Below are 20,072 nucleotides of genomic sequence, written 5' to 3' on the forward strand. Positions count from 1 at the left end.
TTCCTTCGCGGTCATTGAAGGATTCCGGTCAGAATCGCGCCGATCTGTGAGCCCTCGGCGAGGAACGCGTCATGGCCGACGGGCGAGTCGACGATGCTGAACCCGGCGCAGTCCGCCACCGCTTCGGAGATCAACCGCTGCTGCGGCAGCGGGAAGAGCCGGTCGCTGCTGATTCCGGCGACCACGGTGCGGGCCCGGATCCGGTGCAGCGCCGCGACGACGCCGCCGCGGTCGCGGCCGATGTCGTGGCTGTTCATCGCCTCGGTCAGCGCCAGATAGCTGCCCGCGTCGAAGCGGTGCGTCAACTTCTCGGCGTGGTGGTCGAGATAGGACTCGACGGCGTACCGCTCATCGGTGCGCTGGTCGTCGCCGACGTGTCGGCGGCGCCCGAACCGCGCGTTGAGTTCGAGCTCGCCGCGGTAGGTGATGTGCGCGATCCGCCGGGCGATGCCGAGTCCGCGGTGCGGTCCCTGCCCGGGGCGGGCGTGGTGGTAGTCGCCGCCGTGCCAGCCGGGATCGCTCCTGATCGCGTGCAACTGCGGTGAGGACCAGGCGATCTGGTTGGCGGAGGACACCGCCGAGCAGGCCAGCAGGCCCAGCCGGCGGACCCGCTCGGGCGCGCCGACGGCCCACTCCAGGGCGCGCATGCCGCCCATCGAGCCGCCGATGACGGCCGCCCAGGTGTCCACGCCGAGCGCGTCGGCGAGCGCGATCTCCGCGTTCACCTGGTCCCGGACGGTCAGTGCCGGGAACCGGCTGCCCCAGGGCCGTCCGTCGGGCGCGGCCGAGGACGGTCCGGTGCTGCCCTGGCAGCCGCCGAGCACGTTGGGGACCACCAGGAACCAGCGGTCGAGGTCCAACGGCCTTCCGGCGCCCACGAACTGGTCCCACCACCCGGCGGTCGGGTGCCCGGGCCCGGCTGGTCCGCCGACGTGGCTGTCGCCGGTCAGCGCGTGCAGCAGCAGGACGGCGTTCGAGCCGTCCGGCGCCCGTTCTCCCCAAGTCTCGTACGCGATACGCACGTCGGGCAGCACCGCGCCCGATTCCAGCCGGAGCGGCGTCGGCAGGTCGGCCCATTGTCGGCGGCCGACCGGATGTCCGGGCAGCCAGGCCCCGGTGGCCGGTGGTGGGCTTTTCGGAGCCGTCGGTTGTCGGGTTGCACTATGGCTCAACAGCTGGGTCATGGATAGGCCTTCGCGAGTGTCTTCGTGTAGGCGCTCAACGCTGCCGTGCTCGATATTCGCGCCTGCCGTGGTGAGGTGGCACCACCAAGAACACCAGCACGGCGGGTGCGGAACCAGATCAACTGGCTGTCTGAACGAGGCCTCCGGGTGTCAGGAAGGGGACACCGCCGGACACCGTCCCGGGCCGCGCCGGACCCCAAACCCGGTTGATCACAGGGTGCCGGCCCGATAGGAATGTCGCATGCTGCAAGGTGAGAAGATCGGGCTCCGGGCCCGGCACGAGAGCGACGTCGCTGTTCTGCACGCCGAGCTCTACGAGGACGTGGCCACCCGCTCGCGCTCCGACACCCGCCCCTGGCGGCCCATCCCCGCAGGACCGGCCTCGCCGTTCACTGTCAAGGAGCCCGCCGACAACGTCGCCATCTTCTCGGTGGTCGAGCTGGCCTCGGGGGAGCTGGCGGGCTCGGCGCTGCTCTGGGGCATCGACGCGCACAACCGCACGGCGCACCTCGGGCTCTCGCTGCGCCCGGCGTTCCGCGGTCGGGGCCTGGCGGGCGACCTGGTGCGGGTGCTGTGCCACTACGGCTTCACGGTGCGCGGACTGCAGCGGCTGCAGCTGGAGACGCTGGCGGACAACGCCGCGATGAGCCGCGCGGCGCTCGGAGCCGGCTTCGTCCAGGAGGGTCTGCTGCGCCGCAACGCCTGGGTGAGCGGGCAGTTCGTCGACGAGGTGATCTTCGGTCTGCTGGCCTCCGACTGGCGCTGAGCCGCTTGGTGAGCTGGGGAAGGCCTAGACAGATACCTCTTATTAAGAGCTAAAATGACAGCATGATGGAAGTGGGACTCAGCAACGATCTGGCCGGCCTACTGGCCGGGATCCAGCGCCTGTTGCGACGGCGGTTGCGGCTCGACCTGACCGCTCCGCGGCTGCGCGGCGCCGAGGTCGAGCTGCTGCGGCTGGTCGAGGCGAGCCCGGGGCTGCGGGTCTCGGCCGCCGCCAAGGAGCTGTGCCTGGCCGACAATTCGGTCTCCACCCTGGTCAACCAGCTGGTGAAGGACGGCCTGCTGCGCCGCGAGACCGACCCGCAGGACCGCCGGGCGGCGCTGCTGCTGCCCACCCCCGAGGCCGTCGAGCGCCTGCGCGTCTGGACGGCCAGGCGCGAGGCCCTGGTCGGTGAGCAGGTGGCGCAGCTCTCGCCGGACGACCAGGCGGCGCTGGCCGCCGCACTGCCGGCCCTGCGGCGGCTCGCCGCCGGGCTGCGCGACCGCGAGGAGGAGGACGCGTGAGCACGACCGACGAACGCAGCGCCGCGGACCCGGCTGCCACCACGGAGGCGGTGGTCTGCACCGGTCTCGAGTACTCCTTCGGCCAGACCAAGGCCGTCGACGGCCTGGACCTGACGGTGCACACCGGCGAGGTCTTCGGCCTGCTCGGCCCCAACGGCGCCGGCAAGACCACCGCGATCCGCTCCATCACCACCCTGCTGCCCATCCCGCCCGGCATGGTCCAGGTCTTCGGCAACGACCCGGCCCGGCGGCAGATGCAGGTCCGCCGCACGCTCGGCTACGTACCCCAGCAGCTGTCCGCCGACGGCGGGTTGACCGGCCGCGAGAACGTCTCGCTGTTCGCCCGGGTCTTCGATGTCTCGCGCTCCGAGCGGGCCGAGCGGGTGGCCCAGGCGATCGCGGCGGTCGACATGACGGAGGCCGCCGACCGCCTGGTCTCCACCTACTCGGGCGGCATGGTCCGCCGCCTGGAGCTGGCCCAGGCGCTGGTCAGCGCGCCGCGCCTGCTGGTCCTGGACGAGCCGACCATCGGCCTGGACCCGATCGCCCGGACCGGCCTGTGGGAGTGCATCGACGAGGTGCGGGCCGCCACCGGCATGACCGTCCTGGTGACCACGCACTACATGGACGAGGCGGATCAGTACTGCGACCGGGTCGCCCTGATGCACCGCGGACGGATCCGCGCGCTGGGCACCCCGCACGACCTGCGGGCCGAGGTGGGGGAGCAGCTCGCGCTGGCCGAACCGCCGACCCTGGACGACGTGTTCCGGCACTTCGCGGGCAGCACGCTCGCCAACCAGGAGAAGGAAGGTGAGTTCAACGATGTCCGTCGTACCCGTCGCACCGCGTCCCGAGTCGGCTGACCAGCCCGCCACCGGCGCGGCGGCAGCGCCCCGCCGCGACCTCGGCCTGCTGCTGATCCCGCCGCCGGCCCGCTCGGGCTGGCGAGTGGTGCTCGGCCGGATCCTGGCGATGTGCGTCGTGGAGCTGCAGAAGCTGCGCCACGACCGCACCGAGCTCTACACCCGCGCCGTCCAGCCGGCCCTGTGGCTGCTGATCTTCGGCGAGACCTTCACCCGGCTCAAGGCGATCCCCACCCACGGGATCCCCTACCTGGACTACCTGGCGCCCGGGATCATCGCCCAGTCCGCGATGTTCATCGCGATCTTCTACGGCATCATGATCATCTGGGAGCGCGACTCGGGCGTGCTCACCAAGCTGCTGGTCACCCCGACGCCGCGCGCGGCGCTGGTCACCGGCAAGGCCTTCGCGGCCGGTGTGAAGGCGGTGATCCAGGCGCTGGTGGTGGTCGTGATCGCCGCCCTGCTCGGTGTGGCGATGACCTGGAACCCGGCCAAACTGCTCGGCGTCGCCGTGGTGGTGCTGCTCGGTTCGGCCTTCTTCTCCTGCCTCTCGATGTCGATCGCGGGCATCGTGCTCACCCGCGACCGGCTGATGGGCATCGGCCAGGCCATCACCATGCCGCTGTTCTTCGGCTCCAACGCGCTCTACCCGGTCAGCCTGATGCCCGGCTGGCTGCAGGCGGTCAGCAAGGCGAACCCGCTGAGCTACGAGGTGGACGCGCTGCGCGGGCTGCTGATCGGCACTCCGGCCCACCTCGGGATGGACTTCGGCGTGCTGGTCCTGGCGGCCGGTCTGGGCATCGCCTCGGCCTCCGCGCTCCTCGGACGGCTGGCGAGGTAGGCCTCTCGGCGAATGTACTGACGGCCCGTCATATCGACGGGCCGTCAGTCATGTTCGTCGTCAGTCGTGTTCGTCGTCAGTCGTGTTCGTCCTCCTGGGCCGTCAGTCGTCCTCGGGGCGGTGCGACCAGAGCGCCGAGCCCAGCGCGAGGGTCGCCAGGCCCACGCCCAGGACGGCCGGCAGCCGGGCCCAGGACGAGGTGCCGGTCGGCAGGACGGCGGCCAGCAGCACCGCGGTGGCCGCGCCGTACGCGGCGAGCGCGGGCAGCGGGCCGGTCGGCCGGCGGCCGTGCGTCCGGGCGTCGACGTAGAGCAGATAGCCGAGCAGCAGCGCGGTGAAGGCGCCCGCGAGCCAGGCCGACGGCGCGTTCAGTGCGGCGAGCAGCACCGCGCCGACCGCCAGCAGGGTGTTGCGGTGCCGGGCGATCCGGGGGAGCAGCCGGGCCGAGCGACGCACCGGACGCCCGGTGACCGGCGGACCGGCCCACCATCCGAACGGAGCGACGACGAGCGCCAGCACCGCGTGCCCGACCGTCCACCCGGCCGGCCCGCCGGGCGCGCAGGCGGCCACGGCCAGCACCAGGCCCAGGCACCGGGGCAGCAGGTTGCGGCCGGCGGTTGTTGCTTCGCTGGTCACGTCAGCTCCTTCGCTCATCGCGCCCGTCCCTTCGCTCATCGCGCCCACCCCTTCGCTCATCGCGCCCGCCCCTGGATCCGGCTGCGCAGCAGCGGGGCGAGCGTCAGGTCGAGCGACTCGCCGGCGGTGTGGGTGACCACCGGGATGCCGCGGTTCTGCAGGGCGAAGCGCATCGCCCGCCGGTCCGCCTGCCACAGGCGCAGCGCGGTGGCGCCGATCCGGTCGTCCGGTTCGACGTGCGGGTCGCCGGTCGGGATCTCCACCACGACCAGCGGGTTGCCGCGGTCGGCCAGGTCGCGCAGCACGTCCAGGATCCGCTGGTCGGCCAGCGGCGTGAACGCGTAGACCAGCGCACCGGCCGGCAGGGCCGGCGGCGGCAGTCGGTGCAGGTCGGGGTTGCGGTAGCCGAGATCCTTGCGGACCTCCAGCACGCTCTCCACCAGCCGGTAGAAGTGCCGGTCGCCCGTGCCGGGCCGCAGCCAGCGCACGGCACCGCCGACCGACACCAGCCCGACCCGGTCGTGCTTGCGCAGATAGGCGCGGGTCAACCCGGTGGCGGCGCGCAGCGTCTCGTCCAGGCTGGAGCGGCCACTGGCCGGGTCGCGCAGGTCGGTCAGCGCGTCCAGCAGGATCACCGCGTCGGAGGTGCGCTCGGCGGCGAACTGGTTGATCTGGATGGACCCGCGCCGGGTGGTCGAGGGCCAGTGGATGCGCCGCTGGCGCTCGCCCCAGACGTGCGGACGCACCCCCACCACCTCCACCCCCTCGCCGCTCTGCCGGGTGGTGTGCTCGCCGAGCCGCTCCGGCAGCCGGACCGGGATCGGGGTCAGCCGACCCGCCGACGGGACGGGGTAGACGTCCACCGTGCCGAGCTCCGCCCGTACGGTACGCCGGGCCAGCCCGCCGGTGTCGTAGAGGTCGACGTCCACCGTGCCGAGCGACCAGCGGCCCCAACTACCGGCGGTCAGCCGCAGGATGACCACCGAGCCGACCACCTCCAGCTCGGTCAGCCGCATTCCGGGCCCGAGCGTGATGGCCGGGTCGATCAGGCCGGCCTCGCCGTCGTGGTCGAGCGTGATCCGCGCCTCGACGGTGTCGCCCTCGAAGCAGCGCCGCGGCTCGGCGGTCACCGCGGCCCCGAGCCGGACCGGACGCCGGCTGCGGGGCGCGGCCAGCGCCAGCAGTACGGCCGGCCCGGCGGCCACCGCGAGCAGCCAGGGCCGTCCGGTGACCAGCGCGGCCGCGGCCGCGGCGGCGGCCACCGTGGCCAGCCGCAGCGCCCGTTCGCCCAGCCGCCAGCGGTCCGTCGGCGGCGGCGGTGGCTCGCTCGGCGCGTCGGGGTCGGCGCTGTTGAGTGCCCGGGCCAGCACCCGCGGATCGGTGGTCACGACTGCGGAGCCCGGTCCTGCACCGGCTGGGGGCGGGGCACGGTCTGCGGAGTCGGCACCGAGGCGACCAACTTGGCCACCACGTCGTCCGCTTCGACCTGGCGCACCCACAACTCCGGCTTGAGGGTGATCCGGTGGGCGAGCGCGGGCACCGCCACCGCCTTGACGTCCTCCGGGGTCAGATAGTCACGGCCCTCCAGCACCGCGCGGGCGCGGGCGAGTTGGACCAGGGCAAGACCGCCGCGCGGCGAGGCGCCGACCTGGATCTGCGGGTCCACCCGGGTCGCGCTGATCAGCGCGATGATGTAGTCGACCAGGTCGTCCTCGACCTCCACCTGCTCCAGCGCGGCCCGCATGGCCAGCACCTCGGCCGGGTTGCTGAGCGCCCGCAGCGTCGCCTCGGGCGCGGCCCGGTCGAGCCGGGCCCGCAGCATGGAACCCTCCAACTCCGGTGCGAGATAACCCATCCGGACCCGCAGCAGGAACCGGTCGAGCTGCGCCTCGGGCAGGCTGTACGTCCCCTCGTACTCGATCGGGTTGGCGGTGGCGATCACCACGAACGGGTCCGGCAGTCGCCGGGTCGTCCCGTCGGTGGTGACCTGCGACTCGGCCATCGCCTCCAGGAGCGCGGCCTGCGTCTTGGGCGGCGTCCGGTTGATCTCGTCGGCCAGCAGCAGGTGGGTGAAGAGCGGGCCCGGGCGGAACACCATCTCGCCGCTGTTCTGGTCGTAGAACGGCGCGCCGGAGACGTCCGAGGGCAGCAGGTCCGGGGTGAACTGGATGCGTCGGAAGTCCAGGCCCAGGGTGGTGGCGAAGGAGCGGGCCAGCAGGGTCTTGCCGAGCCCGGGCAGGTCCTCGATCAGCACATGGCCACCGGCCAGCACCCCGAGCATGACCAGTTCGAGCGCCTCGGGCTTGCCGACCACGGCTCGTCCGATCTCGTCCAGCACCTGGCGGGCCCGCAGGCCGGCCTCCTGCGGCGTCAGCGGGGCATCGGGAGTGTGCAGCATGGTCGAAGAGCTCCTACCGGGATATGGGAACTGCGCGGGTCGCACGGATTGCGCGGATTGGACGGATTGGACGGATTGCGCGGGCACTACGCGGGGTCTACGTGGGGACTGCGCGGGGATTACAGCGCCTCAAGGCGGGCGACCAGGGCGACGAGCACCGGCTCGGGCACGGTGGTGTCGGGGGCCGGCTGCTCGGGGTCGAGCCAGGGCCAGAGTTCGGGGCCGACCAGGGCGGCGGCCGCGGCCGGCTCGTTGAGAAGGGAGACGCCGTGCTGCTCGGAGAGCCGGGAGGCGTAGAGGCGCTGCAGCCGGGGGCGCAGCACGTGGGTGAAGCCGTTCTCGTCCAGGCCGTTGCGGACGGTCCAGTGCCAGTCGTTGATGCTGGGTGAGTGGCTGCCCATCATCCGCAGGTTCTTGCGGTAGCCGCTGTCCTCGGCGGCGGCGCCGATCACGTAGCGGGCGGTCGGCAGGGCGACGGCAGCCAGCACGGCCGCGCCCATCGCGGCTCCGGCCAGCCCGCCGGCCAGCGCGAACGCGAGTTCGGCTCCGCCCGCCACCAGGCCGAGCACGGTCAGCGAGTCACGGATCGAGCCGGCGGCGACGCCTGAGCCGTCGTGGTCGGGGTGCGTCATCGTGAGACCTCGGTCTCGTCGTGGTCGTGGTGGGGTGTGGTCATGGTGAGGCCCCGGGTTCGTCGTGCTCGAGGTGTCATCATGAGACCTCGCACTCGTCGTGGTGGGGCGTGGTCATGGTGAGGCCCCGGGTTCGTCGTGCTCGACGCCATCGTGAGACCTCGCACTCGTCGTGGTGGGGCGCGTTCATCGCGATGCCCCGGTTTCGTTGTGCCTGAGCCGTCATCGTGAGACCTCACACTCATGGTGCTTGGCTGCGCTCATCGCGATGTCCCGGACTCGTCGGGCTCGGACGGCTTCATCGTGAGACCTCTGACGTAGCCAAGGCCTCCGAGCCCGCGGTGCGTTCGGCGATCAGTGCCCACTCGGCGAGCGTGGCGGCGATGGCGTCGAGTGCGGTGCGGGCGCGGTGCAGGTGTGGCTGGCTCATGGGGTGGCTGGAGTAGCGCGCCTCGCGGAAGAGTTCGGTGAGTTCGGTGGCGTCGGTGTCGCGCAGGATGCCGTTGGCGACGACGCGGGCCAGTAGGTCGGTGGGGCTGTCGGAGGCTTCGCGGGCGGTTCCGGAGGCGGCCAGCGACTGTTCCATCGCCGCGTAGCAGGCGATCACGGCGGCTCGCGCGTCGTCGCCGTGCAGGGCCCGGCGCGCGGACTCGACGGCTTCGGCGAGCGTCGCCTCGTCGACCACCGCCGCCGTCTCGGGCCGCAGCGGCCGCCGGTTCGGGCGCGCTGCCCGCTTGCGGCGCCGACTCGGCCACAGCATGATCACCGCAGCCGCCAGGGCGACCAGCGCCACCAGCACGACGAGGATCTCCAACGACACAGCGGGGTGACCGCCAGTGGGCCCGCCCGGATCCCTCGGCCGACGTATCACGACCTTCAGGTCCGGGTGCTGCGTCACGGTGGGCGTGCCCAGGACCACCAGCACGATCGGCAGCGCGACGGCCAGCGCAGGCAGCAGGAATCGCGTCGCGTCCTTCAGCCGCTCCGCGCGGGGCGACAGGCTCGTAGCGCCGCGCACCCCCGTGCGGTACCGGCCGGTCAGCCCGGTGAGCGCGAGCAGCCAGCCGAAGGCGAGCAGCAGCATCAGGGTGAAGTTCCCGCTGAGCGGGCCGCGCGCGGAGGTCCACGCGGCGCCGTCGGGCCGCAGCAGCACGGCGGCCAGGACCAGCCCGGCCACGGCCACCAGGGCCAGTGCGACCGCCTGCGCCGCGACTGCCCGCGTTGCGAGCGGCGCCGACCCGCCGGTTCCGGCCGTACGGCGGACCGGCCGACCGTCATCCGCGTTCTCGCGGCCCGCCGAGTCCTGTGGTGCTGTCATGCTGCGGTTCCCCCCGTGCCCTTGCGCCTGCACGACACGCATGCTGTGCAGACCGGCAGCTTCGCACAGCGCCCGCCCGGTTGTCAGCATCCCTATGGTCAATGCCCCTTCGGGCAGGGCGTGCACGTACGACGGTTTCGTTCAGGGGGAGGCGTCCGAGGTCTCCGCGTCCTCCGAGCCCGCGATGCGTTCGGCGATCAGTGCCCGCTCGGCGAGCGTGGCGGCGATGGCGTCGAGTGCGGCGCGGGCGCGGTCGAGTTGCGCCCCGCCCATCGGGTGGCTGGAGTAGCGCGCCTCGCGGAAGAGTTCGGTGAGTTCGGTGGCGTCGGTGTCGCGCAGCGTGCCGTTGGCGACGACGCGGGCCAGCAGGTCGGTGGGGCTGTCGGAAGCTTCGCGGGCGGTTCCGGAGGCGGCCAGCGACTGTTCCATCGCCGCGTAGCAGGCGATCACGGCAGTCCGCGCGTCGTCGCCGTGCAGGGCCCGGCGCGCGGACTCGACAGCCTCGGCGAGCGCCTCCTCGTCGGCCCCCTCCGGCGCCGCCGCCTGCGCGGGCACTGACCAGAGGTTGTTCCGGTGGCGCCACAGCACGGTCAGCCCCGCCACCAGCGCGGCCAGCGCCAACAGCCCGACGCCGATCTCGAAGAGCAGCACCAGATCGACGCTCAGGCCCTTGCCGCCCTTGTTGTGCTGGACCGGCGGAGTCGGCGGCGCGCTCGGCCCGCCAGCCGGTTGCGGCGACGGCCCCGAACCGTTCCGGTTACCCGGGGGCTGCGCGACCCGGCCGGGCGAGGCGAGGACCACCAGCACGATCGGAACGGTGACGGCCAGCACGGGCAGCAGCACGCGGGTCGCGTCCTTGAGCCGCTCGGCCCGGGGCGACAGGCCCTGCACGCCCCGGACGGCGGCGCGGTAGCGGCTGGTCAGCCCGGTGAGCCCGAGCAGCCAGCCGAAGGCGAGCAGCACGGCCAGGAAGAAGTTCCCGGTGAGCGGGCCGCGCGCGGCGGTCCACGCGGTGCCGTCGGGGCGTAGCAGCAGGGCGGCCAGGACCAGCCCGGCGACGGTGACCGCAGCCACCGCGATCGCCGGCGCCCCGGCACGTCGTCGCTCCGCCTGGTCGTGTGGTGCTGTCATGCCGATGTCCTGTCCCCCGTACCCTTGCCGGCGCCTGGCACGCCTTCACGCCTTCACGCCTTCACGCAGAACGGCAGCTTCGCACAGCGCCCATCGAATGAGCACTATCCGGATCGGAGTCGCCCGCGAGACGGGCAGCACGTGCACGCACGACTGCGGGCCGGGCGCAGTGCCCGGCCCGCAGTCAACTGCCCAGCCGTCAGGCGGCCTTGATGCTGTCCAGGATGTCCAGCCTGGCCGCCCGCCGGGCCGGCCAGAGCGCGGCCAGCAGGCCGATCAGCGCGGCGCCCAGCAGGAACCCGAGCACCTGCAGCGGCGGAACGACCAGCTCCATGCTGCGGAAGCTGCTGCCGATCAGCCCGGTACCCGCCCAGGCGATCAGGATGCCCAGCCCGATCCCCAGCACCCCGCCCAGCAGTGAGATCAGCAGCGACTCCAGCCGGACGGTCTGCCGCACGCCGCGCCGGTCGAGACCGATCGCGCGCAGCATGCCGATCTCCCGGCGCCGCTCGAACACCGACATCGCCATCGTGTTGATCACGCCCAGGACGGCCACCAGCACCGACATCCCGAGCAGCCCGTACATGATGTTCAGCACGGCGTTGACCATCTGCCGCGACTCGTCCTTGATGTCCTGCTGGTCCTTGACGGTGATCAGCGGGTTGCCGCCGGTGGCGTCCTTGAGTGCCTGCTTGAGCCCCTTGCTCGGGCCGTCCTCGCCCTTGACCAGCACCTTCTCCAGTCCGGCTGCCTGAGGAGCTCCCGCAGCACCTCCCGCAGCATCTCCCGCAGCGGGGCTGCTGCTGCTGTGCGGTGCGACCAGCGCGTCCGGTGCTATCAGCCCGTCCAGCACAGTGTTCGGCGCCAGCACCCCGCCGACCGTCAACCGGCCGGCGCTGCCGTCCGGGTAGGTCACTGCCAGCGTGTCGCCGAGCTTGACGCCCTCGGTGGCGGCGTAGTCATGGCCGACCAGCAGCTGACCCTGCTTCAGCGCGTCGGCGGAGCCCTCCCGCACGGTCAGCGAGGCGAGTTGGCCGATCGTGCCGGCGTCCACACCGGTCAGCCAGCGGGTGTCGCCGCCGACCTGTACCGCCACGCTGCGCAGCGGGCTGGCGGCCGCGACCCCGGGTGCCTTGGCGATCTGGGTGGCCACCTCGGGGGAGAGCAGCGAGTAGTTGGCCATCGAGACCGAGAAGTCGGCCTTCAGGTCGGTGCCCGAGGCCTTGTCCACGGCGTGGTTGACCGAGGCGCCGACCACCGTCAGCGCGGTGATCAGGGTGACGCCGATGGTCAGCGCCGAGGCGGTGGCGGCGGTGCGGCGCGGGTTGCGCAGTGCGTTCTCCCTGGCCAGCTTGCCGGGGGTGCCGTAGACGCGGCGCAGCAGCGGGCTGAACAGCGCGATCAGCGGGCGGGAGAGCAGCGGGGTGAGCACGAACACGCCGAGCAGCGTGGTCGCCGCGCCCAGCGCGACCAGGGCGGAGGTCCCGCCGGCCTGACCTGCCACCAGCGCGCCCAGGCCGATCAGCGCCAGGACCGCGCCGATGGTGTTGCGCAGCAGCAGGCTCTTCTGCGTCGCGGGCTGGTCCATGCTGCTCATCGCGGCCACCGGGGCGATCCGCGAGGCCCGTCGGGCCGGCAGCCAGGCGGCCAGCACGGTCACCAGCACGCCGGTGCCGACGGCGGTCAGCACGGTGTTCGGCGAGATCACCAGCGGTCCGTCCGGCAGACCGGAGTCGAACACGCTTGTCATCAGCCACTGCAGCCCGGACGCGATGCCGGCGCCGGCGATCAGCCCGGCCACCGACGCGATCGCGCCGACCAGCAGCGCCTCGGCCAGCACCGAGCGGGTGATCTGCTTGCGCGAGGCGCCCACCGCGCGCAGCAGGGCCAGCTCCCGGGTGCGCTGGGCGACCAGCATGGTGAAGGTGTTGGCGATGATGAAGACGCCGACGAAGAGCGAGATCCCGGCGAAGGCCAGCAGCGCCTTGCTCATCCCCTTCGTGCCCTCGGCGATCATGCGCTCCTGTTCGGCGGCCAGCTGCTTGCCGGTCTGCGCGTCGAAGTCGCCGGCGGACGGCAGCGCCGCCTTGACCGCGGTCAGCAGCGCGTCGTCGTCCGCGCCCGGACTGCCCTTGACGTCCAGCTCGTTGAACCGGCCGGGGGAGAGGTAGAGGGTCTGCGCGGTGGCGGTGTCGAAGGCGGCCAGCGAGCCGCCGGCCGAGATCCGCGGGTCATTGGTGTGCAGGGTGCCGACCAGCTTCAGTTGCATCACCGGGCCGTTGACGGCCACCCGTACGGTGTCGCCGACCTTGAACCCGCCCTTCTCGGCGGTCCTGGCGTCCAGCGCCACCTCGCCCGGCGCGACCGGACCGCGGCCGTCGACCAGCGGGTAGCGGCTGTCCTTGCCGTCCGGGCCGGGAACGTAGTTGGTGCCCGTGGTCGAGAAGCCGTCGCCGATCAGCGAGCCGTGCTTGTCGGCGATCCCGGCGAAGCCGCTGACCACTCCGCGGGCGTCGGCCGAGCCGGGCAGCGCGGCGATCTTGCGCCGGACGTCGTCGGTGAGGCCGGCGGCCGTGCCGGCGCTGCTGCGGCCGCCACGGTCGTAGCCGTTGCTCACCGCGTCGCGGTCGCTGACGGTGACGGCGATATCGATGTAGCTCTTGGCGTTCTCGGACTTCAGGGCGCTGCCGAGGGTGTCGGTGAAGACGAGGGTGCCGGCCACGAAGGCGGTGCCGAGCAGCACGGCGAGCACGGTCATCAGCAGCCGGGCCTTGTGGGCCAGGACGTTGCGCAGAGCGGTGCGGTACATGGGTCTCAGTTCTGGGGGAGGTCGCTGGACGGGCGGGCGGAGGCGACGGAGGTCAGCTCGTACGGCCCTTGGCGTCGAAGCGGCGCATCCGGTCCAGCACGCTGTCGGCGGTGGGCAGTTGCAGCTCGTCGACCAGTCGGCCGTCCGCCAGGAAGACCACCCGGTCCGCGTACGAGGCCGCCACCGGGTCGTGGGTGACCATCACCACGGTCTGGCCCAGCTCGCGCACCGAGTTGCGCAGGAAGGAGAGGATCTCGCCGCCCGAACGGGAGTCCAGGTTGCCGGTGGGCTCGTCGGCGAAGACGATCTCGGGTCGGCTGGCCAACGCCCGGGCGCAGGCCACGCGTTGCTGCTGGCCGCCGGAGAGCTGGCTCGGCCGGTGCGCGAGCCGCCCGGACAGGCCCACGGTGTCCACCACCCGGTCCAGCCACACCTGGTCGACCTTGCGACCGGCGATGTCCATCGGCAGCGTGATGTTCTCCAGCGCGGTGAGGGTCGGCAGCAGGTTGAAGGCCTGGAAGACAAAGCCGATCTTGTCGCGCCGCAGCTTGGTCAGCGCCTTGTCGGGCAGGCCGACCAGCTCCATGTCGCCGATCCGGGTGGAGCCCGCGCTGGCGGTGTCCAGGCCGGCCATGCAGTGCATCAGGGTCGACTTGCCGGAACCGGACGGCCCCATGATCGCGGTGAACTCGCCGCGCCGGAACTCCACGCTCACCTGGTCGAGCGCCACCACCCGGGTCTCGCCCTCACCGTAGACCTTGCTCAGACCGGTGGCTCCGGCGGCGGCGTACGTGGCGGTCGCTGTCATGGTCATCGGGAATCTCCTGCGGGTTGGGCGCTGATCCTGGGTTGGGCGCTGGTCTGCTCCTTTACAGTCTCTTTGCCGTCACCCCCCGATCTGTCGCCCCCGCGGACGGTTGCCGCTACCCCGCATGGAGGGTCGGCGGGGGTTCTTCTCCTCCGCTGGTATGACATCCACCCCTGAGACCGACCGTCAGATAAAACGTCATGCGGTGGGTGCCTGGATGCCGCCTCCCGGTCATGGCATCACGTCAGCGTTCCCCGCATGCCGAACCCGGGCCTGGGCCTGACCGCCGACGCGCAGCACTGCCGACGCCTGGGGCTGGCCGGGTCGGCGGCGCTCGCGGTGGGCGGACTGGCCTCGGGCGCGGGGCCGGTGGGCGTCCCGCCGTACCTGGCCGAACTCGGCCTGTTCCTCGCGTACTTCGGCATGGTGCTGCTGGTCGCCGGCTGGCTGCTGCTGGGCCTGGTGATCGGTGCTGCTCCGGGCCGCCGTCCAGCGACTGGCCCCGGCGAACGCTGGCTGCTGCACACGCTCGCCTGCTGGGCCGCGCCGCTGCTGCTCGGCCCGCCGCTGTTCAGCCGGGACGTCTACAGCTACCTCGCCCAGGGCGCGCTGGTGCAGGCCAGGGTGGACGTCTACACGCACGGCCCGGCCGCGCTCGGCGGGCCGCTGGCCGACCAGGTGCCCGGCGTCTGGCAGCACACCCCGGCGCCGTACGGGCCGGTCTTCCTCGCCGTCGCCTCCGCCACCGAGCGGCTGTTCGGCCCGGGGCTGCACACCGGCGTGTTCGGCCTGCGCCTGGTCGCGGTCGTGTCGACCGGCGTGCTGGTGGTGCTGCTGCCCGCGCTGGCCCGCGCCTGCGGGGTGGACCCCGCGGCGGCGCTCTGGCTCGGCGCGCTCAACCCGCTGCTGCTCTTCCATCTGCTGGCGGGCGCGCACAACGACGCCCTGCTGCTCGCCCTGCTGGTGGGCGGCCTCCTGGCGGCTCTGGGTGGCCACCCGGTGCCGGCGGGCCTCCTGGTGACTCTCGCGGCCCTGGTCAAGCTGCCGGCCGTGCTCGGCCTGCCGGTCGTGCTGCTGCTGTGGAGTGGCCAACTCCATGGTCGGGCCCGGCTGTTGCGTGCCGCACTCGGCACCGGTGCGGTGGCCTCGCTGACGACGGTCGCGGTGACCCTGCTGACCGGGACGGGCTACGGCTGGATCCACGCGCTGACAGTTCCCGTCTCGGCCGGGAGCTGGTCGCTGACCGGCGCGCTCGGCTGGGCCGTCGGCCGGGTGCTGGCGATCTGGCTGCCCGGGCTCGCCCCGATGGCCGTCGCGGCCGCACGCTGGTTGGGGCTGGCGGCCGCCGCGGTCGTGCTCGCCGTGCTCGCCATCCGGATCCGCAACCAACACTTGGGCGCCGTCTACGCGTTGGGGCTCGGCCTGGCGGCGGTGGTCGCCCTCGGGCCGGCGATCCGCCCCTGGTATGCGCTCTGGGCCGTCGTGTTGATAGCCGCGGCCGCCCCCGAAGGCCCGGTCCGCAGCTGGGCACCGGTCGTCAGCGGCCTGCTGGCCCTCGTGGTCGTGCCGGACGGATTCACCCCGGACCGCGAGCAGTTGGCGATCGCCCTGGCGGGCGGTGCCGCCGCCCTGGCCGTCCTGTGCAGTCTGCGGCTGCTCGGCGCACCGATCAAGGAGTACCGATCAGGATGGTGACGTATCGTCAACTACTGCTGAAACTAACGGTCCTGTCCGCACTGGCGGCCGCCGCCGGAATCTTCCTCGCCGTCATCCCGGGCCACCGCGGCTGGTTCGACGTGGGCGTCTACTACGGCACCGTCCAGCACTGGATCCACGGCGGCCGGCTGTACGACTACCAACGCCCAGGCACCGGCTACGGTTTCACCTACCCGCCGTTCGCAGCGCTCTGCATGCTGCCGATGGCCCTGGTCGGCTGGCACACCGCGATCGCCGTCGCCACCGTACTGAGCGTCGCGGCCAGCGCCGCACTGCTGTACTGGCTGGTCGATCCCATCGCCCGCCGCCAGGGCTGGGACCGGTGGTTCGCCTTCGGTCTGGCGGCCTGCGCCTTCGCGATCCTCAACCCGGTGCGGGACACCTTCAGCTTCGGCCAGATCAACCTGCTGCTGATGGCCCTGGTCTTCGCCGACTACCGCCAACTTGCGGACAGGAAGGGCCGGTTCGCAGGAATCGGGACCGGCCTGGCAGCCGCGCTCAAGCTCACTCCGGTCCTCTTCATCGGCTACCTGCTGATCGCCGGACGGCGGCGAGCCGCGCTGGTCGCCGCCGGCACGGCCCTCGGCGCGACCCTGCTCGGCCAGCTGCTCGCACCGCAGGCCTCGCGGTTCTTCTGGACCGACGCGCTCTGGAACACCAGCCGGATCGGCCGGCTCGACTACGTCTCCAACCAGTCGCTCCAGGGCATGCTGGCCCGGCTCGCACCGACCGCGCCCAGCCGCGGCCCCTGGCTGGCGGCCGTGCTGCTGGCGCTCGCCGTCTGGGCCTACCGGTCCCGCACAGCCGCCAGGCGCGGCGACCAGGCGACCGGCTTCGCCCTCACCGGCCTGGCGTCCTGCCTGGTCAGCCCGATCGCCTGGGTGCACCACCTGGTCTGGACGCTCCCCGCGCTGCTCGCCCTCGCCGACGCCGGGCTGCGCGCCCCGAGCCGGCGGCGCCGACAGCTGCTGCTCACCGGCGCCGGGGCCGGCTACCTGGTGCTGACCAGTGGCCTGGTCTGGCTCTGGCACCAACCGACCAGCGGCCTCGGCGACTTCCTGGGCGCCAACGCCTACCTGCTGCTCACCGTCGCCCTGCTGCTCGTCCTTCCGCTGCCGCTGCCCGCACCACCCGGCGACCGGGGGAGCCGCCCCCTGCCCTGCCGGTGCGAGGCTCAGCTCCAGGGCAGCCCCGACCTGTGCTGCCAGTACGCGCGGGCGGGTTCGGCCAGCGTGGCCAGTCCCGCGAGCTGGTCCGCGTCGAGCTGAACGGCGGCGGCCCGCAGGTTGCTGCCGAGCTGATCGACGGTGGCGGCGCCGGACAGCACCACGTCGGCCCAGGGCTGGTGGAGGACGGCGGCCAGGGCGACCGCGTCGCAGCCGGCGCCCGCCTCCTCGGCCACCCGGCGCAGGACGGCGGACTCCACCGCGTCGGTGGCGCGGCCGGCCAGGCGCCCGTTGGCCATGCCCTCCTTGACGATGACGAGGCAGCCGGCGTCGTGCGCCGCGGCGAGGGCGTCACCGGCCGAGGGTTCGAGCAGGTTGTAGGTGGCCTGCACGCTGCGGAAGAGCGGCTCACCGTCCACCGTGACGGTGAGCGCGGCACGGATGGCGTCCGCCTGGGACGGGCCGCTGGTCGACAGCCCGATGCGCACGCCCTCGGCGGCCAGCCCCGCCAGCCGGCGGTGCAGAACGGGGTCGGTGAGGGCGGGGCTGTCCGGCGTGACGGAGTGGATCTGGTAGAGGTCAAGGCGCTTGCCGAGCAGGCTGCGGCTCTCGGCCACCTGGCGGTCGTAGGACTGCACGCTGTGGTCCTTGACCTCGTGCACCTGCGCATCGGCCCGCCAGTCGGCCGTGTAGGTGTAGCCCCACTTGCTGCCGACCACGACGTCCCCGACCTCCGGCCGGCGTTCGAGCCACTCGGCGAGGAACTCCTCCGAGCGACCGTAGGAGCGGGCCGCGTCCAGGTAGCGCACGCCCTGCGCGTAGGCGGCGTCGAGCACCTCGTGGGCGCGTTCACGCAGCGCGGACACCGTGCGCTCGACCGGGAGGTCCTCGGCCCGGCCGAGGTTGATGTAGCCGGGCCGGCCCAGCGCGGCCAGGCCCAGCCCGAATCGAGGTGTCGGCGCGGCGGCCAGGAGGTGCTCGAAGGACACGGGGGAGTGCTCCCTACTCGGAGTTGACGTCCCCGCCACCGTACCTGCGCCGCGCCGCACGGTGGCGTACCGTGGCGTACCGTTCGTGCGTGCAGAGATTCGACAGGGCTTTCGACAGGGCTGAGGAAGCGACAGCGGCCGGGCGGCGACCGGCCGGCAGCGCGGGATACGGTCCCGCGGCTGACGAGCTGGCGCAGCAGTACGAGAGCGTCACCTTCGACGAGGTCCACCGCGATGCCCTCCGCTGGTTCCCGCCGGCGCCGAGCAGGATCGCGGACATCGGCGCGGGCACGGGTCGTGACGCGGCTGCCCTGGCCGAACTCGGCCACCGCGTAACCGCGGTGGAGCCCACACCGGAGCTGCGGGCGATCGGCCGACGGCTGCACGCGGGATCGGCGATCGACTGGGTCGACGACGTGCTTCCCGCGCTGGACCGCTTGGCGGGCGCGTTCGACCTCGTCCTGCTCACCGCCGTGTGGATGCACCTGGACCGGAGCGAGCGGCTCGACGCGATGCGGCGGATCCGTGAACTGCTGGCCGACGGCGGTCGGGTGGTCATCACCCTGCGGCACGGCCCGGTCCCGCCCGGTCGGCGGATGTTCGACGTGACCGTGGCCGAGACCCTCGAACTCGCCGAACGCTTCGGCCTGCACGAGCTGGACGTCAGCGGGCGCGCCGATCTGCACGGCCGCGACGGCGTGAGCTGGAGCACCGTGGTCCTGGTCTCAGGTGAGGATCACTGACAGGTCGCCTGCCAGTTGACGCTGTAGGCGGTGTTCGGCTGGCTGGAGGCCGGCGCGACAGCGCTGGCGATGGTGAAGCCCGTGGTGGTCACGTTCGTGACGTACAGCTGCAGGCCGGCCGCGGCCGCGTTCGAAGCGCCGACGGTCACGGCCGGCAGGTGGGCCGCGGGTGCTCCAAAGGTGACAGCGACCTGTCCGCCCGCCTGGGTCGACGTGCCGGTGCCCCAGGTGAGGCTCCCGTACATTCCCGCCGGGCCGGCGTTGACGGTCGGAGTCGGCGCGCTCGTGCCCGCACAGCTGGCGGCGGTCACGGTCGGCGTGGCCCCATCGACCCTCACCCCGACCGAGAGGCCCACCAGTTGCGCTCCGGTGAGGCCCCCGAGGTTGATCGCCGCGTTGTCGGGAGTGGCCCGGTAGTTCTCTATGAGTACCTGCTGGGTCCATGCGTCGAAGGCGATGTCGTACTTGCCGGTGCCGAGCGTGGAGTCCGATCGCATGCAGTTCTTGATGCTGATGCCGCGCGACCCGAGGTTCGAGGCGTTCCTGCCGAAGTAGATGAGATCGGCCGTGGAAGTCGATCCCGCTCCCAACTGATTGCAGTCCCACAGCGAGACGTTGTCCAGCACCGCCCCGAAGTGCGCGAGGGCGTAGATGGCTCCAGCAGCGCACTGCTCGAAGACGACATCGCGCCACACGTTGCCGTAGGAGAAGTTCTCGCTGTTCGTGGAGACCCAGTTGAAGAAGTACGCCGTCGACGGGTTCTCCATCGTGCAGACGCACTTCTCCCAGACGCAGGCGTTGAAGCCGCCGTTGGGATCGACGAGGTTGAAGGCGGCCACGCTGGGCGCGGAACCGCCCTGGGAGAGGTCGCAGTAACTGAAGTACGCCTCGACCAGTTGGCCCGACGACTGCGTCCAGATCGAGCCGATGTTGCTGTTGCTCTGCAACGAGCAGTGGTGGACGTGGAACGCCGACAGGTTGATCGCGGCCTGGAAGATGTGGCCACCGGAGTTGACCGCCGTCAGATGGGCGACTTCCCACCAGGAGGTAGCGGTGGAGGGAGCGACAGGGGCCGGGAAGGAGAAAATGCTCCCGGCGGAGGTGGAGGTGATGACGGAGGCCTTCTGACCGGCGCCGATGATCCGCAGCCCGCTGGAGATCGGGAGCGCGCCGGTGATCTTGTACCGTCCGGTCGGAAGATAGACCGTGCCGCCGCCGGCTGTGGCAGCGGCGGCTATGGCGCTCTGAAGGGCTGCGGTGTCGTCGGTGGTGCCGTCGCCGATCGCACCGTAGTTCTTGACGTCTTACCAGTCCAGTGAAGTGGTGGGCAGCACTGCCGCCTGGGCCGGGGTCGCTGCCAGGAGGGTGGTAGCAGCCCCTGCGCCTGCGAGCCCGGCGACGGTCCTGGTGAGGAATGTTCGGCGCGCCGAGTTGCCGGGGGTCTCATCTGAATGCATCACGGCGGGATCCTCTTGATGTCGGGCTTCGTGCAGGGCCTCGACAAGATCACAGCTGGGAATCCGGGTGTCAAGATCTTTTCGGCGGCGGTGG

At 72.3% G+C, this 20,072-nt stretch carries 18 protein-coding genes and 1 pseudogene; 7 read left to right on the plus strand and 12 right to left on the minus strand.

Annotated elements, in window-relative coordinates; translation table 11 throughout:
• Nucleotides 1-11: 11 nt before the first annotated feature.
• A complete protein-coding gene (locus P3T34_RS30810; RefSeq protein WP_280669310.1) occupies nt 12-1,184 on the minus strand; it encodes a homoserine O-acetyltransferase in 1,173 nt (390 codons plus the stop codon).
• A 241-nt stretch (nt 1,185-1,425) separates the two neighbouring features.
• On the opposite strand from P3T34_RS30810, the gene P3T34_RS30815 reads away from it, so the two are divergent.
• The 4 genes from P3T34_RS30815 (at nt 1,426) to P3T34_RS30830 (ending at nt 4,175) form a co-directional block, all read left to right on the plus strand.
• Nucleotides 1,426-1,950: a GNAT family protein gene (locus tag P3T34_RS30815; RefSeq protein WP_280669311.1), complete on the plus strand. Its 525-nt coding sequence runs from the start codon at nt 1,426-1,428 to the stop codon at nt 1,948-1,950.
• Between the two features lie 62 nt (nt 1,951-2,012).
• Nucleotides 2,013-2,471 (plus strand): MarR family transcriptional regulator, encoded by a 459-nt coding sequence (locus tag P3T34_RS30820; RefSeq protein WP_280669312.1) that lies wholly within the window; start codon nt 2,013-2,015, stop codon nt 2,469-2,471.
• Nucleotides 2,468-3,334 carry an ATP-binding cassette domain-containing protein gene (locus P3T34_RS30825; RefSeq protein ID WP_280669313.1) on the plus strand — a complete coding sequence of 289 codons (867 nt, stop codon included), beginning with the start codon at nt 2,468-2,470 and terminating at the stop codon, nt 3,332-3,334. The genes P3T34_RS30820 and P3T34_RS30825 overlap by 4 nt, the downstream gene beginning before the upstream one ends.
• Nucleotides 3,294-4,175: an ABC transporter permease gene (locus P3T34_RS30830; RefSeq protein ID WP_280669314.1), complete on the plus strand. Its 882-nt coding sequence runs from the start codon at nt 3,294-3,296 to the stop codon at nt 4,173-4,175. The genes P3T34_RS30825 and P3T34_RS30830 overlap by 41 nt, the downstream gene beginning before the upstream one ends.
• Before the next feature lie 102 nt (nt 4,176-4,277).
• Here the strand turns inward: P3T34_RS30830 and P3T34_RS30835 are convergent, their stop codons facing one another.
• The 8 genes from P3T34_RS30835 to P3T34_RS30870 all read right to left on the minus strand — a co-directional run bounded on the left by P3T34_RS30835 (nt 4,278) and on the right by P3T34_RS30870 (nt 13,913).
• Complete coding sequence (locus P3T34_RS30835; RefSeq protein ID WP_280669315.1) at nt 4,278-4,811, minus strand: hypothetical protein; 534 nt, start codon at nt 4,809-4,811, stop codon at nt 4,278-4,280.
• Nucleotides 4,812-4,867: 56 nt separating this feature from the next.
• Nucleotides 4,868-6,199 (minus strand): DUF58 domain-containing protein, encoded by a 1,332-nt coding sequence (locus P3T34_RS30840; RefSeq protein WP_280669316.1) that lies wholly within the window; start codon nt 6,197-6,199, stop codon nt 4,868-4,870.
• Nucleotides 6,196-7,209 carry a MoxR family ATPase gene (locus P3T34_RS30845; protein ID WP_280669317.1) on the minus strand — a complete coding sequence of 338 codons (1,014 nt, stop codon included), beginning with the start codon at nt 7,207-7,209 and terminating at the stop codon, nt 6,196-6,198. Before P3T34_RS30845 ends, P3T34_RS30840 begins: the two co-directional genes overlap by 4 nt.
• A 119-nt stretch (nt 7,210-7,328) precedes the next feature.
• Entirely contained in the window at nt 7,329-7,841 is a 513-nt protein-coding gene (locus P3T34_RS30850; RefSeq protein WP_280669318.1) for a hypothetical protein, read from the minus strand.
• Nucleotides 7,842-8,139: 298 nt separating this feature from the next.
• Nucleotides 8,140-9,159, minus strand: a complete 1,020-nt coding sequence (locus P3T34_RS30855) for a DUF4129 domain-containing protein (RefSeq protein WP_280669319.1) — start codon at nt 9,157-9,159, stop codon at nt 8,140-8,142.
• Nucleotides 9,160-9,300: 141 nt separating this feature from the next.
• The gene (locus P3T34_RS30860) at nt 9,301-10,290 is read right to left on the minus strand and encodes a DUF4129 domain-containing protein (RefSeq protein WP_280669320.1); all 990 of its coding nucleotides are present in this window, start codon (nt 10,288-10,290) and stop codon (nt 9,301-9,303) included.
• Nucleotides 10,291-10,489: 199 nt separating this feature from the next.
• Complete coding sequence (locus tag P3T34_RS30865; protein ID WP_280669321.1) at nt 10,490-13,099, minus strand: ABC transporter permease; 2,610 nt, start codon at nt 13,097-13,099, stop codon at nt 10,490-10,492.
• A gap of 52 nt (nt 13,100-13,151) precedes the next feature.
• Nucleotides 13,152-13,913 (minus strand): ABC transporter ATP-binding protein, encoded by a 762-nt coding sequence (locus P3T34_RS30870; protein ID WP_280669322.1) that lies wholly within the window; start codon nt 13,911-13,913, stop codon nt 13,152-13,154.
• Between the two features lie 252 nt (nt 13,914-14,165).
• Here P3T34_RS30870 and mptB point away from each other — a divergent pair, with 252 nt between their 5' ends.
• Entirely contained in the window at nt 14,166-15,602 is a 1,437-nt protein-coding gene (gene mptB, locus P3T34_RS30875) for a polyprenol phosphomannose-dependent alpha 1,6 mannosyltransferase MptB (RefSeq protein WP_280669323.1), read from the plus strand.
• On the plus strand, nt 15,596-16,891 hold the full coding sequence (locus P3T34_RS30880; protein ID WP_280669324.1) for a glycosyltransferase family 87 protein: 1,296 nt from the start codon (nt 15,596-15,598) through the stop codon (nt 16,889-16,891). Before mptB ends, P3T34_RS30880 begins: the two co-directional genes overlap by 7 nt.
• Here the strand turns inward: P3T34_RS30880 and P3T34_RS30885 are convergent.
• Nucleotides 16,798-17,778: an aldo/keto reductase gene (locus P3T34_RS30885; RefSeq protein WP_280669325.1), complete on the minus strand. Its 981-nt coding sequence runs from the start codon at nt 17,776-17,778 to the stop codon at nt 16,798-16,800. The two genes, P3T34_RS30880 and P3T34_RS30885, sit on opposite strands and share 94 nt — an antisense overlap.
• 89 nt (nt 17,779-17,867) lie before the next feature.
• Between P3T34_RS30885 and P3T34_RS30890 the strand changes: the two genes are divergently transcribed.
• Complete coding sequence (locus tag P3T34_RS30890; protein WP_280669326.1) at nt 17,868-18,521, plus strand: class I SAM-dependent methyltransferase; 654 nt, start codon at nt 17,868-17,870, stop codon at nt 18,519-18,521.
• Here the strand turns inward: P3T34_RS30890 and P3T34_RS30895 are convergent.
• Nucleotides 18,515-19,468 carry a hypothetical protein gene (locus tag P3T34_RS30895; RefSeq protein WP_280669327.1) on the minus strand — a complete coding sequence of 318 codons (954 nt, stop codon included), beginning with the start codon at nt 19,466-19,468 and terminating at the stop codon, nt 18,515-18,517. The genes P3T34_RS30890 and P3T34_RS30895 overlap by 7 nt on opposite strands.
• 120 nt (nt 19,469-19,588) lie before the next feature.
• A pseudogene (locus P3T34_RS30900) lies at nt 19,589-19,813 on the minus strand (glycosyl hydrolase family 28-related protein); the annotation flags it as partial.
• Nucleotides 19,814-20,072 lie beyond the last annotated feature (259 nt).

Source organism: Kitasatospora sp. MAP12-44 (assembly GCF_029892095.1).
In the GTDB taxonomy this organism is placed as follows: Bacteria; Actinomycetota; Actinomycetes; order Streptomycetales; family Streptomycetaceae; genus Kitasatospora.

Bases quoted from the DNA above. Each gene is read 5' to 3' on its own strand.
- P3T34_RS30845 (WP_280669317.1), bottom strand. From the start codon at position 7,209: ATGCTGCACACTCCCGATGCCCCGCTGACGCCGCAGGAGGCCGGCCTG.
- P3T34_RS30810 (WP_280669310.1), bottom strand. From the start codon at position 1,184: ATGACCCAGCTGTTGAGCCATAGTGCAACCCGACAACCGACGGCTCCG.
- P3T34_RS30815 (WP_280669311.1), top strand. From the start codon at position 1,426: ATGCTGCAAGGTGAGAAGATCGGGCTCCGGGCCCGGCACGAGAGCGAC.
- mptB (WP_280669323.1), top strand. From the start codon at position 14,166: ATGCCGAACCCGGGCCTGGGCCTGACCGCCGACGCGCAGCACTGCCGA.
- P3T34_RS30865 (WP_280669321.1), bottom strand. From the start codon at position 13,099: ATGTACCGCACCGCTCTGCGCAACGTCCTGGCCCACAAGGCCCGGCTG.
- P3T34_RS30830 (WP_280669314.1), top strand. From the start codon at position 3,294: ATGTCCGTCGTACCCGTCGCACCGCGTCCCGAGTCGGCTGACCAGCCC.
- P3T34_RS30850 (WP_280669318.1), bottom strand. From the start codon at position 7,841: ATGACGCACCCCGACCACGACGGCTCAGGCGTCGCCGCCGGCTCGATC.
- P3T34_RS30855 (WP_280669319.1), bottom strand. From the start codon at position 9,159: ATGACAGCACCACAGGACTCGGCGGGCCGCGAGAACGCGGATGACGGT.
- P3T34_RS30820 (WP_280669312.1), top strand. From the start codon at position 2,013: ATGATGGAAGTGGGACTCAGCAACGATCTGGCCGGCCTACTGGCCGGG.
- P3T34_RS30860 (WP_280669320.1), bottom strand. From the start codon at position 10,290: ATGACAGCACCACACGACCAGGCGGAGCGACGACGTGCCGGGGCGCCG.
- P3T34_RS30880 (WP_280669324.1), top strand. From the start codon at position 15,596: ATGGTGACGTATCGTCAACTACTGCTGAAACTAACGGTCCTGTCCGCA.
- P3T34_RS30870 (WP_280669322.1), bottom strand. From the start codon at position 13,913: ATGACCATGACAGCGACCGCCACGTACGCCGCCGCCGGAGCCACCGGT.